Source organism: Flavobacterium hydrophilum (genome assembly GCF_003202405.1).
Lineage (GTDB): Bacteria > Bacteroidota > Bacteroidia > Flavobacteriales > Flavobacteriaceae > Flavobacterium > Flavobacterium hydrophilum.
In genome coordinates this window covers 1,160,067-1,178,108 of sequence record NZ_QJHL01000001.1, presented here as the reverse complement: position 1 = coordinate 1,178,108, position 18,042 = coordinate 1,160,067, and the positions used below count along the sequence as shown (strand labels likewise).

Below are 18,042 nucleotides of genomic sequence, written 5' to 3'. Positions count from 1 at the left end.
AATTTTGAGGTTACGTAAATAGATTTTAAAGTCATTTTAAAAATAATGACTTACTTATCCGTCAGGTGCAAATATTGTTTTCTTGAATTTATTTCTAATTTGGGGATATTGAAATAGTATTCGAGACAACTTACACCCAACGGATTTTTAGTTTATCGCTTGATTAGTTTTTTTGTCCAGCTTTTTTGATCTGATTTAAAATTCAGAATATAGATTCCTTTCGCAAGTCTGCTTACATCGATAAAGCTTTCATTAGAATTATTATCCAATTGCGTTTGTAGAATCAATTTCCCTGAATTGTCATAAATCGTTACCATTTTATGATCTAATTTTTCAGGCATTGAAAGCTGAATATAATTACTGGCAGGATTTGGATACATTGCAAAATCAGTTGTTTTCAATGTTTCTTCCTCAGAAAATGCTTTTTTAGCTGTTGAAGCTGATCCGTAAGCTTCTATCGTATACAATGAATATCCATAAGGAGCCAAAGCTTTTGTAGTGCATAAGATTCGAAGGTATCTTCCTGTTCCGGTTACCGTTAAATCATCTGTACCTCCATCACTGGCAGTTTGTGTGTTGATGGTTTCATTTTCTGTGAAAACATTATCAGTAGAAAGCTGCACTTTGTATTGTGTTGCAAAAGCGGCTTCCCATTTTAGTACTACACGGTTGATGTTGTAATTACTTCCCAGGTCAACATAAATCCATTCTGTTGCATTGCCAAAAGAACTTGCCCATCTGGACACTGTCGAATCTGTATCTGTTGCTTTACCTGCTGTGTAAGTCGCATTTTCTTCTGTAGAAGCTGTGGCCGTTTTCCCTAAAGCTAAATTGACATTGTTGTTTGGTGGCGTAATATTTCTAACAATCACATCGCTGAAAACTCCTGTTCCTAAAGTTCCATTTGCATGAGATGTAACAGCCATTCCCACATAAATTGTATTGGACATTGTAATTGTTTTTGGAGTACCAAGCTGTGTCCACGCTGTACCGCTATCAGATATGTAAGACGTAAATATATTTCCTGATCGCACGATACGAACCCATTTTGGAGCCGTTCCTGTAGCAACATCAGCTACAGTTACTCCTGAAACAGCACTTCTTGATAAAAATTCTGCTCCGGCAGCCGGTGTTACATCTGTCATAGCATGTTTAGAAGTTGGTGTAAGCGTTTCGCGGAACATCACTCCTGCTTTGGCATAAGTATTTGTATTGGTCAATGAATTTACTTTGGCAATAATTTCTCCATCACCCGTTATCGGCTGATATACATACTGAAACTGATCGCTTGATTCCCAAATATCGTTTCCTGATCCTTTTATAGTGAAAGTTCCACTGGAATGTGTGGCTTCACCTGCGGGAGTTACCGCACCCAAGTCTGTGCTCACCCATGGAGCCGGTAAAGTTGCAGGAGGATTCTCAGTAGAAACTAAATTTAAAGCTCTGATATTATCAAAGAAATAAGTATTTCCTGAACTCGTTCCCGGTTCAAATAAAAATACAAAACGATTCACTTCACTATCTAAAGTCGAAGCATCCGGCGAGCTTGCATATGTAAAAGTTACGGTATGCCATACATTGCTTTGCTTCACAACTCCCTGATAAACACTGTGTCTGCCTGCCGGAAAATTAGACGGAATCGAAGCACTGCTTTCTGCCTGCCAGGATATTATAGATCCCACCGGAGCAGAAGTATAAACATCCATAGCGAATATTTTCGTTCCGTTTTTGAAATCTGCCACATTGGTTAAAGTGGTATTGAATGAGAAATTATCATACAATTCGGTTGCTTTTCTAACATATCTTGCCACATTTGAAGACGTATTGATTCCGCTGGCATTAGGATTTGCAGTGTTTGGCGTATACGTTCCAATAGCATCCCTAAAGGTTATATTGTGTGTATTTTGATAATCTTCGTAAACAACACCAGTCGTAAAAGTATCCGGTAATTTTGTAGATCCAATTCTGATATTGTCAAAATAATACGTATCGCTTGTATAAGAACCAGAATTGAACAATAAAACCATTTGGTTGATTGCCAGATTGGAAGTTCCTAAATCCGGACTTGCATTATAGTAGAAAGTTAATGTTTCCCATTGATTCTGTTTGGTAGTAATCGCTACATAATTACTGTTTCTTCCTGTTGGAAAATTAGTCGGAAGCGATGTTGCGCTATTTTCTAAATTCATACTCACCACCGTCCCCACAGGTGCCGAAGTATAAACATCTATCATGATTTTATTCGTCTGGTTTTTCAATAAACCAGCATCTTCGATAGTGCTTTGTGTATTAAAGAAAAGCACATCATATTGTTCCGTTACATTTCGAACATATCTCGCTACATTCGCAGAACTGTTAACCGAATTTGACCCCGGATTTGCTACAACAGAATACGTTCCGGTTGTTGTTCCTTTGATAATTTTATTCGTGCCATCATAATTCTGCAAAACATCAGTTGCAATAACCGGTTTTTCCGGTGCCGCTTTCGTAAGCAGGTTATCGAAATAATACGTAGCTCCGGAATTTGAATTCGACTCAAAAAGAAACACTACAGTATTGATCGTCAATGCACTTGTATTAGGATCAATTACTTTTTCGAATTCAAATTCTATTGTTTCCCATTTATTCTGAACTGTTGTAGAAGCCTTGTAACCGCTGTGCCTTCCTGATGGAAAATTGATAGCCGTTGTTACGAGACTATTTTCAAGCTGCATCGAAATTTTAGTTCCAACAGGAGCCGAAGTATAGATATCAAAAGAAATCTTTTTTCTGCCATACACATAATCATTGGCATTACTGATTACTACATTTTTGATATTCATAACATCATATAATTCAGATGAATTACGAACATATTTACCCACCAAAGCCGAAGTGTTTATTCCTGTAGCAGACGGATTGGCAACAGCCTCTGTAAGGACTCCGGTTTTGTTTCCATAAACGATATTTCTGTTTGATTGAAAATCCTCCTGAATTTTTTCTACCGGTAAAGGTACTTCTGTTGTTACCGCTAACTTATAAGTATTCGCAGCACATCCTGAAACAGTAGTAGCTACAGCAACATCTCCCCCGGATGTTCCCCAGTTTACTGTAATGGTGTTAGTGCCTTGTCCCGAAGTAATTGTTGCACCTGCAGGAACTGTCCAATTGTAACTTGCGCCTGTAATTGTATTAATTGAATAGGTTTTATTGGTTTCGTTATTGTACACTTTTGCATCACCAATAACGCCATAGGTAAAACTACCGCTGTAAACACGAACGTAATCTACCTGTATTTTTGCCGGAAAATCAGCCGGAACTGGTTCAACACCCGCTCCGTTAACGCTTGTGTAAGGCGTTCCTAAACTACCCACGGCTAAATTCAGAATGATATAAAACTCCTGATCGTTGAAAGGCCATCCTCCATTTACAGTAGTATTTGGCGTAGCGGTATGAAATAAATTACCGTCTATAAACCATTTGATGATATTTGGTCCCCATTCTACGGCATAAACATGAAATTCTGTAGATAAATCGGTTGGCGATGTATAACTTCTGCCGGTATAATGATAACCACCTCCGTCATAATGAATCGTACCATCTATTGATTTTGGATTTCTGTGCTTGGCTTCCATGATATCAATTTCACCGGTATAAGGCCAATTGCTGGTGCCAGCCGGTAACATCCAAAATGCCGGCCATGCTCCCATTCCTGTTGATAATTTCATACGGGCTTCTATCCGTCCGTATTTTATTGCATATTTACCCTGTGTAGTTAATTTTGCAGAAGAATAAGGCTGCTGCGGAAATGCTGCATTGGGTTCATACTTAGCCTGAATGTTCAGATAACTGTTTGTTCCCTCCTTAACAATCGTTGCCTGATTAGGATCGTAGCGTTGTGCTTCTCCGTTTCCGAATCCGCAAAGCGAAGGACAGCCGTTTCCGGAAATACTTTGCCATTTGTTTGCATCTACTGATATGCCATTAAATTCATCTGACCAAATCAAAGTATTACATTGTGAATGTACTTTTAGAAATGGTGACAATAGTAATAATCCCAGAATAAAACATTTTTTTAATAAATTGTAGTTGCTCCTCAGTGGTCGGCCGAAGAAAGAGTCTTTTTTTTTCATTTTTTGGTTTTTTGTTAATAAAGTGTATCAACAAAATAATTTTGCTGTTTATAAAAAGCAGAAAGTTATTTTATTAAGTGAGACAATATTAAAAAATAAACCCTGTAAGAATCGTATTTCAGGATACGGTTTGACTACGGTGGTGCTAAAAAAAATGTAGTAATTAGCAGTCAAACATGTAAAACCGGATACGATTTTACTTAATAATAAAAGATTAAAAATTAAGGATAAATGCAGTGATATTGGCGTCTGATGGAAGCTGTAATTTTTTTCGGATACGGTATCGGGTGTCTTCAACCCCTCTTACGGAGATCCCCAACAGCGGAGCAATTTCTTTCGTATTGAAATTCATTCTCAGATAAGCACATAATCTCATATCACGTGGTGTCAGTTCCGGAAAACTTGTTTTTAAACGCTGCATAAAATTATCATGAAGCTGATTAAAGATCTCTTCAAACTCGTTCCAATGTTTATCTCCTTGCAGTTCATGATCAATAATCCGGTTGATTTTGGTCAGTAGACTAAAGTTTGTACCTGAATCATTTTTTTTATCAATCTGACTGATGAGTTCTTTTATAGAAAGCAATATTTCATTTAAATGAATAAGATTCACTGTATTGGAAGCCACTTTTGCATTTTTGAGACTAATCGTAGTTTCCAGATTTTCCTTCATGATAGCCATGTTCTCCTGCTCCATGGCTAATTTTTGCTCGTTTAGTTCAGCCCGGTTTCTTAATAACTCTTTTTCCTGATTCAAAATTAGCTGTTCACGATCCCGCACTGCAATATTTTTTTGATACTTTATAATCGTATAAATCAGAATGCCAAAAAGTATCAGATACAGGATATAAGCCCAGATTGTCCGGTACCAGGGCGCTAAAATTTCAAATTTAAAAACCGCTTCTTCACTCACCACATCATAAATATTCTTTGCCCTTACATGAAATATGTATTCATTTTCGGGTAAGTTCGTATACTCTTTTTCAGTCTGAAGACTCCAATCTGACCATTTAGGTTCAAAACCTTCAAGCCAATACTCGTATTTTGTAGCCTCAGTTTCATCATAATACAAGGATGCAAATGAAAAATGCAGGGCATTATTGGAATACAACAATATAGAAGAAAGCTCCTCTTTTAATAGTTCAATATTCGAAGGAAGTACGTCATATCTGCTGGAATACAATAAACTGTCTTTTGGAAAAATACATTTTACCTCTGATATAACTGCTTTGTATTTTTCCTGATAGGTTTTATTTTTTGTACTGTTGTAATGAATCAGACCGTCCTGAGTACCAAAAAAAACATCTCCGCTTGTAGTTGTCTGAATGTTTTCGAAACCCGGAACATATAAATATCGTAACTTTCGAAACGGTAATTCTTCTAAATCTGAATTCCCTTGCTTCTTCTGGTTTATTTTTCCGGTATTTTCTCCGGAAACGTACCAAATATTATTTTGATTATCCGCTTTCAATAAACGAATATGATTTTCGATTCCAAGGTATTTCTTAAAAATTGGATCCGGTATCATTTTCTTTGTAGTTGCATCCTGCCTGTAAACTCCCTTTGTTGTTCCAAAAAGTATTTCATTGTTTATTTTGAAAGTATTCAGAAATAAACTGGATGGAAAACCGTCAGCCTTATTGTAAAAAACAATATCTGAAATAGCATCGTAGTTTTTATTAAACTTTAATTTGTAAATTCCTTTATAACCATGGGCAATCCAGATATTCCCTTCCTTATCAGTTATAATGATTCTGCTGCTTTCTGCAAAACCTTCTATTTTGTTTTGATATACCCATGATCCATTTATATTTTTCAGCAAATGTAATCCTGTATAACCACCAACAAGCAATAAATCAGGGTGATGTGGAATAATTATTCCCTGCCAGGCCCCATCAGTTTTAGCTATTAATTTCGCATTATTGCCTTTAACCTCAAATATGCCATTTTTTTCAAATGCCAGGAGTGAATTACCAAAAACACCAATATTCCATACATTTTCAGACATTCCGTTGATATGCTGAAAAGACATATTTTCATGTTTACCGTTTTTATATGTTTGCCAGTCGAGCCAAAACAAACCGTTATCAGTGGCTATATATAATTTGTTCTGATAAATGTGACTGCAATATATTTTGGTTTCTGCATTGGATGTGTCCAATATTCTTGACAACGGCGAAGAAATCTGGATTAATGAAATACCTTCTTTCATCGTCACCCACAAATTACCTTCCCTATCCGTTTTAAGATTGGTTACATACTCATTTTCCAGCCCTGTTTGTTTGTTAATATGCTGAATCATTCTTCCCTCAGAATCCAGAATTACTAATCCGGTTTGGCGGGTTCCAATACCTAAGTATCCGTCCGGAAGCAAAATTCCTGTAGAAATTTGATTTTGCTTTAGTAAATAATCGGCTTCGGTAACAAATATCTTTAGTTGATTATCTTTATAAAGGAATAGTCCGTTTTTTTGTGTGAGGAGAATTAAGCCTTTTTTAGTTTGAAAGATATACCGAATCTTCATTTCTGTAAATTGTTCACTTTCCGGAAGAGGAACTAAAATGCCATCTTTTAATTTCAACAGACCCTTTGCATTATCTGAAACGTATATATCATTATTGACTTTAAAAAATTCATCAAACTTTGCATTAGACTGAATCACTTTTATTTTGTTGTCCTTATAGATAAATATTCCTTCTGTAGAGAAAAAAATCACTTCAGTATTATAAATAACAGTATGCAGGACATCTCCAAAATTCCTTGCTGAAGCCGGAAGCAATTTTACTAATGATGTATATTTGTACTGCCCGTTTGGTAACTGGACTACATAACCAAAATCTCCCTGAGCACCAACATAGATTCGGTCTTTGTTGTCAATGGCAAGAGAACGAACCATACTTTTATTATCCGGCTGTGTAACAATATTCCAACGCACTCCGTCAAACTGCATAATTCCAAAATGATTGGCAAAAAACATCATGCCTTTGGAATTCTGGATAACATCCCAATTTTCTGAAGCAGCTTTATATGTTTTCGGATTGTAATTGGTGATAAAAGGAACCCCAATTTTTTTAATCTGAGCATTGCTTAAATGTGGCGCAAAAAATAATGATAAGACTAATAATCTAATTATAAAATTCGTCATTTTCTTCGGTATGTAGGTTATTTGTGGTTTGGGACCACAATATTTTTAAAACAGCCTCTTGGGGAGAAGTTGTTTTTTATCAAACATTCATTTATTCTATTGAAAATTACAATTTGATAATTTTATTGCTTAAAAAAATGAATATTGAAATTCAAATATATACAATTTTGTTTTAATGTAACAAATTACATTAATAACTATAAAATATAACAAACTCAAAATGACTGTAATAAATTATAGTTTTAGCTTTTGAATCAGAGCAATTGAGCACTATGTATCCATTTACACACCCTTATTATCTTTATCTTTTGGTACCTCCTAAGAATGTAGGAAGACCCCGTTTATGAGGTTTTGACTATCAATCGAAATATTTGCTTTTAAAAAAATTTTTCAAGTAGAAGGACATTTTACATTTCCGATATCAAACTATCTTGTTGGGGAGACTGTAAGTGTCAGTACAGAAGTTAATACCTCACACCTAACCATCTTAATTTATTGACTTTTAAATAATTAACAATATACTTTTACCCCCTGTTTAATAGTGATATGTCTACTTTATTAGAATTTGATTTTCATAGTTTTGTTTTAACAAGAAAAGTACTTGATTACATTCTGCTAAACAAGAATGTAAACGACTATTAACTAACCTCAACCAAAACCAAAAAGTATGAAACAAAAATTTTTATTATGGGCTTTTTTAGCTTTCTTTTCAATACAACTGAAAGCACAAACCTACGATATCGTAGTTGCCAAGGACGGTACCGGTAATTATACCACGGTACAGGCTGCAGTGAATGCGGCTCCTTCTAATAGTTCATCCAGAACTAAAATTTACATTAAAAATGGCACTTATTATGAAGTAATTACGGTTCCTTCAAATAAAACCAATCTGACCTTCATAGGCCAAAGTTCAACCGGAACTATTTTAACTTATAATAATTATGCCAGCAAAATTAATCCGGCTACAGGAACTGCTTACGGAACCTCAAATTCCGCCAGTAGTTTTATAAATGGTGCAGGATTTTATGCACTGAACCTTACATTCGCCAATTCATCAGGACCTGTTGGACAGGCAGTAGCGGTTCGTTCTACTGCAGACAAAGCCGTTTTTAAGAACTGTCGTTTCTTAGGAAATCAGGACACTTATTATCCTCACAGCGGGAGATCTTATCATGAAAACTGCTATTTCGAAGGTACGACTGACTTTATTTTTGGAGGAGCCATCGCCTATTTTCAAAACTGCCAGCTTTATACAAAAGGAGGAAGCTCTTTAACTGCTGCTAATACCCCATCCCATCTGGCTTATGGATATGTATTTAATAACTGCCAGATTACAGGTTCAGGAAGCAATATTACAGATCTTGGCCGTCCATGGGGAGGTTATGCTTCTGTTACTTTTATGAACACCAGCATGACCAATGCCATTAAAGCAGTCGGCTGGAATGATTGGGGTAACGCTGCCAACCAGACTACAGCACGTTTTGCAGAATACAATAATTCAGGATCCGGGTATGTTCCCGCATCCAGAGTTACATGGTCAAAGATTTTGAGTGCTGCTCAGGCAGCTTCTTATACAAAATTAAATGTTTTAAAAGCAAATAATGCCAACCCTCAGTTTACTGATAACTGGAATCCGGATACTATTATTAATTCTGTTACATTAGGAGCTGTATTAATAAAGCACGGAGCTGGAGGATCCAGTCAAACCGTAGCAATAAATACAGCTATTACAGGCTTTTATTATAACTGGGAAAATGCTACCACAGTAAGTATATCAGGCTTGCCATCAGGGATCAATGCCGCTATAGATAATTCAGCCAAAACCATAACCTTTAGTGGAAAATCAACTGTAAGCGGTACTTTTAACTATACCATTACCACCGTTGGTGGTAATCCAAATGCAACAAAATCAGGGACTTTGACAATAACTGCTTCAACTCAAAAAGCTGCTGCTGCTCAGGCGGTTGCTTCGCCTGCATTTCCGGGTGCCGAAGGTTTTGGCAGATATACTATTGGTGGTCGTGGCGGAAGAGTAATCTACGTTACCAACTTGAATGATTCAGGTTCAGGAAGTTTAAGGGAAGCAGTTTCAGCAACGGGAGCCAGAACTGTGATGTTTAAAGTATCCGGAATTATTGCGCTTAATTCAGATTTGAGAATTAACAATGGAGATATTACCATTGCAGGTCAGACTGCCCCGGGTGATGGAATATGTTTGAAAAATTATTCTGTAAATATAGATGCTGATAATGTTATTGTCCGATATATTCGTTTCCGCATGAGATCAGGCACAGCATGAAGGGGATGCCATAGGTGGCAGAAATCATAAAAATATTATTGTTGACCACTGCTCTATGAGCTGGAGTACAGATGAATGTGCTTCATTTTACGACAATGAAAACTTTACTCTGCAGTGGTGCATGATGTCTGAAAGTCTGCGTGTGTCTGTTCATGGTAAGGGAACCCATGGTTATGGTGGAATTTGGGGAGGAAAAAAAGCTTCATTTCATCACAATATGCTGGCGCATCATGATAGTCGAAATGCCCGTTTTTGCGGCAGCAGATATTCGGCTCTTCCTAATCTTGAGATGGTTGATTTTAGAAATAATGTTATTTACAACTGGGGCGGCAATAGTGCTTATGCTGCTGAAGGAGGATCTTACAACCTTACGAATAATTATTACAAAGCAGGTCCGGCAACAGGTTCGGGTGTAAACGACAGAATTATTTCTCCAAGTCCAGATGATGGATCCAACTCACAGCCTGCAGGTATCTGGGGTAGTTTTTACGTTAATGGAAATCATACGACAGCAAATTCAACTACTTCAGGCAATAACTGGAATGGAGTTGACCCTAATCCGTCTTCAAAAAGCAAAACGGAACTTCGTGTAAATACTGAATATAACTTTGGTGAGATGACAACGCATTCTGCGACAAATGCCTACAATAGAGTATTAGCATACGTAGGAGCAAGCCTTAAACGTGATGCCGTGGATAGCAGAATAGTATCAGAAGCAACTAATGGGACCTTTACTTATACCGGTTCAAATGGAAGCACTAAAGGTCTGATTGACACACAATCTGATGTTGGAGGATGGCCTGTTTACAATTCTACAACAGCACCTACTGATACAGATAAGGACGGAATGCCTGACAGCTGGGAAAGTGCCAATGGTTTGAACAGCAACAATATTTTAGACGGAATAGTCTACACGCTGAACCCTATATATACTAATTTAGAGGTATATATTAATGGATTAGTAGCAGCGATTACTGCCAATCAAAATCAAACTGGAACTGCTAACTATACCGATTCGGTTACAGCAAGTAGTGAAATTTCTATCAACGAAAATGAAACGGGTTTCTGTTTTGTTGAAGGTACTATAGATAGCAATAATGCCGGATTCCAGGGTGCAGGTTTTGCTAATGCCAATAATGCAGTGGGTGCAGGAATTGAATGGTCTGTGAATACTTCTTCCGGAAATTATACGCTTCGATGGAGATATTCTAATGGAGGTACTACTTCAAGAGGTGCTAAAGTAATTGTAGATGGTGTTACTGTGGCTACAGCAGCTTTTAATGCTACAACCAATTGGACAACCTGGGCCGAAAATTCCAGCTCTTTAGTTACAATAGAACTTTCTGCCGGTACTCATAACATTAGATTAGAAGCTACGACATCATCAGGTCTGGCTAATATAGACAAAATAGAGGTTGAAGGAATCAATCCCACTCCGGTTAGTTGTGGAAGTACATCTAAAAATACAGCTTCGGATAGTACACTGGATGTGGCAGTTGAAGAGGTTAAAACTGAAGTAAAAATATACCCTGTACCATTTAAAAATGAATTTTATATAGATCTTGGTAGTATTGAAAAAGTCAAACAGATTTCTGTATTTAATATGCTGGGACAACAAATTTATGTGACAGATGAAATTACTAACCAAACAGTCAAAGTAAACATTAATGCCAGTTCAGGTACATATGCAGTTAAAATTATTACTGAAAACGGTGTTGTAAATAAAACCATTATTAAAAAATAAGTTTAATAGTCAAGTACTTTTTTAATACTAAACCCTATCAGAATTTTTAGTTTTGATAGGGTTTTATTGGTTATTAAAATAATTGAAAAACTAAGAAAAGATTCGGAGTTAATTTTAATTTCTGTTTACAAAAAAACTATAATCGGGAAATAATATAAAAAAAGGGAATAATTATATAAGTACGTAGTCCGCATCGTCGCTTATTTTTGACCAATATTTCAAGAATAAATATTTGACTAAAACTAATCAAAAACACTAAACCTATGATCTACTCCAATACTGATTTAACCCGCTTTTTAGATGCTCAAAACAAGCTTTATCTAAACGCTTATTCTGAAATTAATAAAGGTAAAAAACAATCTCACTGGATGTGGTTTATTTTTCCGCAAATAAAAGGATTAGGAAAAAGCAGCATAGCTGATTATTATGCAATTGCTAATCTTGAGGAAGCAGCTGCATTTTTGAATCATCCTGTTTTAGCTAAAAATTTTATTGAAATTTCACAACTATTACTGACTTTAAAAAGAAAGTCTGCCGAATCCATTTTTGGAGAATTAGACGCCATGAAATTGCGCTCATCATTAACGCTTTTTAGTCAGGTAGAAAACGCAAATCCAATATTTCAGGAATTATTAGATATCTTTTTCGGAGGCCGTCCGGATCCGCTTACTATGTCAATTATTAAACCTGTAGTTCCGATGAAACTGCCAACGTCATCAACCCTTCAGATTGTTGCATAGCTGTAAAATTTAATCTTCAATGTCCAAGAAAACATATAGTTTAACAATTTTTCCATTTTCGAGAACAAAAAGATCCATTCCGGTTACCGAATCTGTTTTTTCAGAAGAACTGTGCTTCCAATAAAGTCTTGCAGTATTATGGTTTACATCAATTTCCTTGATAATTGAAAATTTAGAGTTCAGACTTTTTTTCTGAAGATCATCTATAAATTCGTTTATCTCTTTGTGTCCATTGGCTATAAAATGACTGTCTACCATCTCGATGTTATCGGCGTAAACTTTTTCTATTAAATTTTTACGCTTTTTAAGGTCTTTTTCATTCCATATTGCAAGATGTGATTCTACTAAAGATCTTATTTCAGATTCAGAAATCAAATTTGAATTCAATTTGTCAGCCACTTTTTTAGCTGGATCTTTAGGTGACCAAAGAATTTTTACCGGATTATTTTTTTCATATCCTTTTCCGTTTGGATATGAAACCAATTCCATCTTAGAGCCCCATGGTGTTTCAAAATAAACCCAGGATTCTCCGGCTGTATCTCCAGATGGCATTGTGAACGGTTCTCCTAAAATTTTTACACCTTTACTTTTTAAATACTTTACAGCAATATTAATGTTATTTACGTAAAAAGCAATATGTGATGCTCCGATATCATCTGCATTAGGATGACTTAAACTTCCTTTATTATCTGCGTATTCAAATACCTCTATGCTTGCTCCGTTTCCTGCATTAATCATTATTATGGTAACAGCACCTGTTTTAGGATTTATATGATTTAATTCTTTCCAGGGTGCATCAAGAGGAATTGGTCCTATCTTCGTTACAGGCGTAAAACCCAGCACATCATTAAAAAATGTAACGGCTTTATTGAGATCCGGGACATTGATTCCGACATGATCGACTCCAACGATTCCTATATTGTTCTGTGCCACTGTTTTTTCTGAAGCGGAAAATAATATTAATAAATTAAGCATTGCTGCTGCTGAAGTCTGTACTTTTTTATTTGATTTTTTATGAATTGTTTTCATGACTATATTTATGTTTGTTATTATTAAAAAATTTTAAAAAGAAAATTAATTAGTGTAAGCTGCTACCCACTTTGCTTTAATATTGGCGCGGGCTTCTATAAATTCTTTGTCAGTTCCCTGAGCAATGGCATCAAGTGGAAAACGAAGTGGTCTTTCCCCTTTTTTCATACTTACCAATTCTAAAATACCATCAGCAATAGTTTGTGGGTTCATATCAAACTGAGCCATTTTACCAAATAATGCAGTTCCTAGTGCATTGAATTTTTCGGTTGCTTCTTCTCCATATTCTTCAATAATTTCAGTTTTATCAGCGTGAATTCCAGCTTTAGAACCGTTATTCATTTCGGTTGGATATACGCCTGGCTGAATGCTCACATTTTCAATTCCGTACTCTGTAAGCTCATCTTGTAATCCTTCTGTAAAGCTTTCTACTACAAGTTTTGAAGCGATGTACGGAATCATAAAAGGAAGAGTGTGTCCGCTTGCTCCTGTCGTGATATTAATTACAAGACCATTTTTTTCTTTTCGCATTGAAGGAAGTACCGCCTGATACATACGAAGCACGCTGTAAACGTTTACATCGAACATTTTGCGAACCTGATCGATAGAATACCCTTCAAGCAGACCAAAACCGCTTACTGCTGCATTATTGATTAGAACATCAATTTTTCCGTATTTCGTGATTACTTTTTCGATAGCATTCTTAACTGATGTATCTTCCGTAATATCGATATCTACTACTTCAATGTTTTCTATTGCCTGAAGTTCTTCCGCAGCATTGGCATTTTTATCATTTGTGTTACGCATTCCTGCAATAACCGAGTGACCTGCATTTGCTAATGTTATAGCTGTAAGTTTTCCAAAGCCTGTACTTGTTCCTGTAATGAAAATTGTTTTTGACATGATTTCTACTATTTAAATGTTTATAATGTTTGTTTCTTTTGAACATTACAAAGTTGCGCAGAATGCAAAACCTGTACATTGATTAGGAATAAGTAAAAACTTGATATAGATCAAGAGTTTTAAACGGGCATAAAAAAAGGAGCTTTAAAAGCTCCTGATTTGATTTATTTTTTTGCTGTTTGTTTGCGAATGCGACTTAAGGTTTCCGGAGTCATGCCCAGATAGGAAGCAATCATAGTTTGTGGAATTCTTGAAGCAAAACCCGGATATTTATTTATAAAGTTTAAATACTTTTCTTCTGCTGTTAAAGTCAGCGAGGCCTGAATTCTGTTTTGGGCTGATATGAAACTTCTTTGCAAAATGATATTTACCATATTATTAAACGCAGCTATTTCTCTACACAGCGATTCGAAATTTTCATGGGTAAAAAGTACAAGTTCTGTATCTTCAATGGCATCAATATTAAAACGGGACGGCTGCTGCATCATAAGACTTTCGCGATCCCCTGTCCACCAGTTTTCAATACTGAAACTGTTTACATGTTCACTTCCTTTTTCATCAACAGTGTAAGTCCTTACACAGCCTTGAGTAATAAAAGCATCATACTTCCAAACATCTCCTTCCTGAAGCAGATATTGTCTTTTTCGAAGTTTTTTAATAATAGCGAATGATTGTATACGTTCAGATTCGGCCTGACTGAATTCAGCTTTTTCTTCAAGGTATTTTTGGAATATTTCATACATAGAATGTAAAATTATGTAAATAGCAAATGATGCGCAAATTTTGAAATTAACAATAACGCCAGTCTCAAATAAAAGTTGCTATGCAATATTTCTCATTTTATAATCATACCACTTGTTTTATCAAATTCTTGTCTTTCTTCCACAGTCATTTGTTCCCTCAGAATTCTAATAGTAAAACCACCTCGTAATTTTCCATTATCCAGATACATCCAATCACTAATTCTATTTGAATCAACTTTAATAGTGTCACCTTGTTTTACCTCATTCGTAAACTCAGGAAGATTATCAACTACACCAAAATATTCATTGTTTTTTTTGAAAAGGCCATTAATCCAAATGTGTTCGTTTCGATCAGGGGCTTTAAAGATCATTTTTAAACCGAAACCGTAATAATCTTTGTTTTGGCTTTCAAGTGCTTTATAAAACTCTGGCAATGTTTGATTTGCTTCCTCAATAGCCTTATTCATTGTTATATCTGCACTTTCTACATTCAATATAAGAGGTTCGTTTTCCCTTTTAATACTTTTAGATTTATTACAACCATAAACGAATAATAGTAGAATTGATAAGATAAATGTTCTTGTCATTTGGATTTTTTGAAATGTTATATAATGTTCAAAAGCTTTGTACTGTTGCAGACAATCTCGCCTTTTGAAATAGATTATCTAAAAACTTAAAAAAATCTGTTTCTAAAGCCGCAATACAAACGCCTTTTATCGTTTTTAATTTATGAAACTAATCGTTGCAAACCAGCAACAGAATGGGATTACAAATCCTCGCAATCTGGTTGTTTTTTATTTTACTTATTTTTCTATTTATCTTTAATCTATTTTTTTCTTTCTGCTGCTTTTTCTTTCTGCTGCTTTTTTTCCTGTTCGTCTTTTTTCTTTTTAATTTTCTCTTCCTCTTCTTTTAATTGGGATATTTTTAGTTGTTGCAATTCTTCTAATATAGGTTTCTCGTCATCAGTAAAATCACTTTGTTTAAATTTATTTAATATTGAATTACCATATTCTATTTTTGCGATTCTATTTTCTGGTATAGATTTAATTTCGTTAAATAATTCGAAAATTAAATTTTTATCTTTTAAATTTTCACAAAATAAATCGTATACAGGTGTAAACTTACTAAATTGATATTTACTTAAACCTTTGAAAAATTCATTTATTTCTTTAGAAAATTCGTTAATTCCTTTTTTGTTTAATAATGCTATAAAATTCTTTGATGAAAATATTATATCATTTTCAAATGACTGACTAATTGCTATAGGAATAAATTTTTCCATATGCTTTCTTAAATTGATATCTAACAAAGTCATGTCAAAAAAATGTTGAAAAAACAATGATTTGTATGAATGCTTATACTCATCACCATATTCATCATTTTCTGGCAAAGCTAAAAATGCATTTTTCAATTTTATAAAATCATCAGGCAATAATTCTCGGGATAATAAACTTTCACAAACGTTAGTTATGTCTTGTGGTATTTTTAATAATCTATCTAATATATGTAATGTTTCTTCTCGCTTGATTTTTAAAAATAATCCGTAAATATCTTTTTGAATTAAATCATTAATCGCAACAACTTCTCCTTTTGTTCTTTTAGTTTCTTTTAAAAGTTTTTCATTTTCATCTTTGAGGCTAATTATTTTACGCTCAACCCAAGTAACATAAACTCCAAGTAAAATGGCTAACAAACCAAAGAGAAACGCAAATATTGATAGATTATATGATGTTGCACCAATCTGACTTGAAATACTATTTAGAGTTTGTTCATTTATTTTGACTTGATAGTCGTATTTTTGTTGAAGTTCATTACTACTCTTTTGTAAATTTTTAATTTCTATTTCATTCTTGACAATTCTTAAAGAATCGATTGTATTATCTGAAAAGCTAAAAATTGGAAGTAATAGGAAAAGAAATACGATTTTTTTCATTTGATGGATTTTAGTTCTTGAAGTTTTTTTAGTTATGCCCTTAACTTATTTATACACGAAAACAAACATTCACAAATCCATCCCATTTTGGATGCAGATACGAATGTTTGTTTCGTTTTATATTATTTTCAAAAGTAACCAAAAAAAGACTACAAATAATATAGCAGTATATTAAATACTAAGATTAAATTAATCCATATCTCAAATATCTAATTTTCCTCAGTCCCACTTTCAGCCCTTACTGCAAACGAGCAATACAGCAAATAAAAAGCACAAACTAAAATAATAACCACTGAACCAATTTGAGATCCAAATGTATCAGTAGCAAGTCCCATGACAAAAGGAACTACGGCACCTCCAAAAACCCCGGTAACCATCAATCCCGAAATTTCGTTTGCTTTTTCCGGTTTTGACTGCAATGCAATTGAAAACAAGATTGAAAAAACATTTGCAATGGATAAACCAATCAGGCCATAAAGAGCAAAAATGGCAGCTTCATTCGCAATAAAAATCAAGGCCAGCAACGCCAGAACAGTGATAACGGCCGTGATTTTAAAGAAAGCCTTTGAAGAAAACCTGCTTAATAACCAAACCCCTATAAATGAGCCGGTAGTACGGAAAGCAAAATACATACTGGTACCATAACCGGCACTAATTGAATCTAATCCACATCGCTCCATCAGTATTTTAGGTGCTGCTGTGTTCACTCCCACGTCTATTCCCACCAAAAATACAATTCCGAAAAACAGCTGTAAAATAGTTTTATCCTTCAGAAGACTAAATACATTTATAAATGATCCTTTATCATCAGCTACAATTTGTTCTTCCTGAATTGGAGTAGCTGTAAGCCAGATAGTTGAAATTAAAGTTATCACCGCGTAGATAGGAAAAATATATTGCCAGTTACCTAGCTCTGAGGCTGTATAGGCAGCAATAAAAGGACCACAAAAGGATGAAATTGCTTTTACAAACTGTCCTGCCGTAATGGTTGAAGACAGTTTATCTCCTTGTACAATGTTTGATAACAACGGATTTATTGAAACCTGCAACATCGTATTGGCAATTCCCAGGAGGGCAAATGAAACTATACACAGGGCAAAAGTGTAGCCTATCAAAGGTAAAAACATAGCAACAATAGTGATGATGTTGCTTATTAGTACGGTACGTTTGCGTCCAATTTTATTCATTAAAATTCCTGTTGGGACTGAAAACAGTAAAAACATCGAAAATAATGCAACCGGAATCATATTGGACATGGTATCGCTTAGTCCAAAATCTGCTTTTACATGTGTTGCAGTAATTCCAACAACATCACAAAACCCCATAATAAAGAATCCGAAAAGTACCGGAAACACATTTTGTAATTGATTTTTTTTCATATAACTATTTTG

At 34.9% G+C, this 18,042-nt stretch carries 11 protein-coding genes; 3 read left to right on the top strand and 8 right to left on the bottom strand.

All coding sequences use genetic code 11. The annotated features are described in order from the left end of the window. Positions 1-152: 152 nt before the first annotated feature. A complete protein-coding gene (locus tag DMB68_RS04585) occupies positions 153-4,112 on the bottom strand; it encodes a family 16 glycosylhydrolase (RefSeq protein ID WP_110345468.1) in 3,960 nt (1,319 codons plus the stop codon). A gap of 214 nt (positions 4,113-4,326) precedes the next feature. Continuing rightward, positions 4,327-7,257 carry a triple tyrosine motif-containing protein gene (locus tag DMB68_RS04580; RefSeq protein ID WP_110345467.1) on the bottom strand — a complete coding sequence of 977 codons (2,931 nt, stop codon included), beginning with the start codon at positions 7,255-7,257 and terminating at the stop codon, positions 4,327-4,329. A 667-nt stretch (positions 7,258-7,924) separates the two neighbouring features. Between DMB68_RS04580 and DMB68_RS23550 the strand changes: the two genes are divergently transcribed. From DMB68_RS23550 to DMB68_RS04565, 3 genes are all read left to right on the top strand, one after another. Beyond that, positions 7,925-9,556, top strand: coding sequence for a pectinesterase family protein (locus tag DMB68_RS23550; RefSeq protein WP_196783678.1), 1,632 nt, complete (start codon positions 7,925-7,927; stop codon positions 9,554-9,556). A 55-nt stretch (positions 9,557-9,611) separates the two neighbouring features. Next, positions 9,612-11,300, top strand: a complete 1,689-nt coding sequence (locus tag DMB68_RS23545) for a T9SS type A sorting domain-containing protein (RefSeq protein ID WP_110345466.1) — start codon at positions 9,612-9,614, stop codon at positions 11,298-11,300. A gap of 263 nt (positions 11,301-11,563) precedes the next feature. Further along, the gene (locus DMB68_RS04565) at positions 11,564-12,040 is read left to right on the top strand and encodes a DUF1810 domain-containing protein (RefSeq protein ID WP_110345465.1); all 477 of its coding nucleotides are present in this window, start codon (positions 11,564-11,566) and stop codon (positions 12,038-12,040) included. A gap of 9 nt (positions 12,041-12,049) precedes the next feature. Here DMB68_RS04565 and DMB68_RS04560 read toward each other — a convergent pair whose 3' ends face one another. The 6 genes from DMB68_RS04560 to DMB68_RS04535 form a co-directional block, all read right to left on the bottom strand. Continuing rightward, positions 12,050-13,069 carry a VOC family protein gene (locus DMB68_RS04560; protein ID WP_110345464.1) on the bottom strand — a complete coding sequence of 340 codons (1,020 nt, stop codon included), beginning with the start codon at positions 13,067-13,069 and terminating at the stop codon, positions 12,050-12,052. Positions 13,070-13,114: 45 nt separating this feature from the next. After that, the gene (locus DMB68_RS04555; protein ID WP_110345463.1) at positions 13,115-13,972 is read right to left on the bottom strand and encodes an SDR family oxidoreductase; all 858 of its coding nucleotides are present in this window, start codon (positions 13,970-13,972) and stop codon (positions 13,115-13,117) included. Positions 13,973-14,136: 164 nt separating this feature from the next. Further along, the gene (locus DMB68_RS04550; RefSeq protein ID WP_110345462.1) at positions 14,137-14,715 is read right to left on the bottom strand and encodes a Crp/Fnr family transcriptional regulator; all 579 of its coding nucleotides are present in this window, start codon (positions 14,713-14,715) and stop codon (positions 14,137-14,139) included. Positions 14,716-14,807: 92 nt separating this feature from the next. Beyond that, complete coding sequence (locus DMB68_RS04545; RefSeq protein WP_110345461.1) at positions 14,808-15,302, bottom strand: DUF2314 domain-containing protein; 495 nt, start codon at positions 15,300-15,302, stop codon at positions 14,808-14,810. Between the two features lie 239 nt (positions 15,303-15,541). Beyond that, the gene (locus DMB68_RS04540) at positions 15,542-16,651 is read right to left on the bottom strand and encodes a hypothetical protein (RefSeq protein WP_110345460.1); all 1,110 of its coding nucleotides are present in this window, start codon (positions 16,649-16,651) and stop codon (positions 15,542-15,544) included. A 209-nt stretch (positions 16,652-16,860) separates the two neighbouring features. After that, entirely contained in the window at positions 16,861-18,030 is a 1,170-nt protein-coding gene (locus DMB68_RS04535; RefSeq protein WP_110345459.1) for an MFS transporter, read from the bottom strand. Between the last annotated feature and the right edge of the window lie 12 nt (positions 18,031-18,042).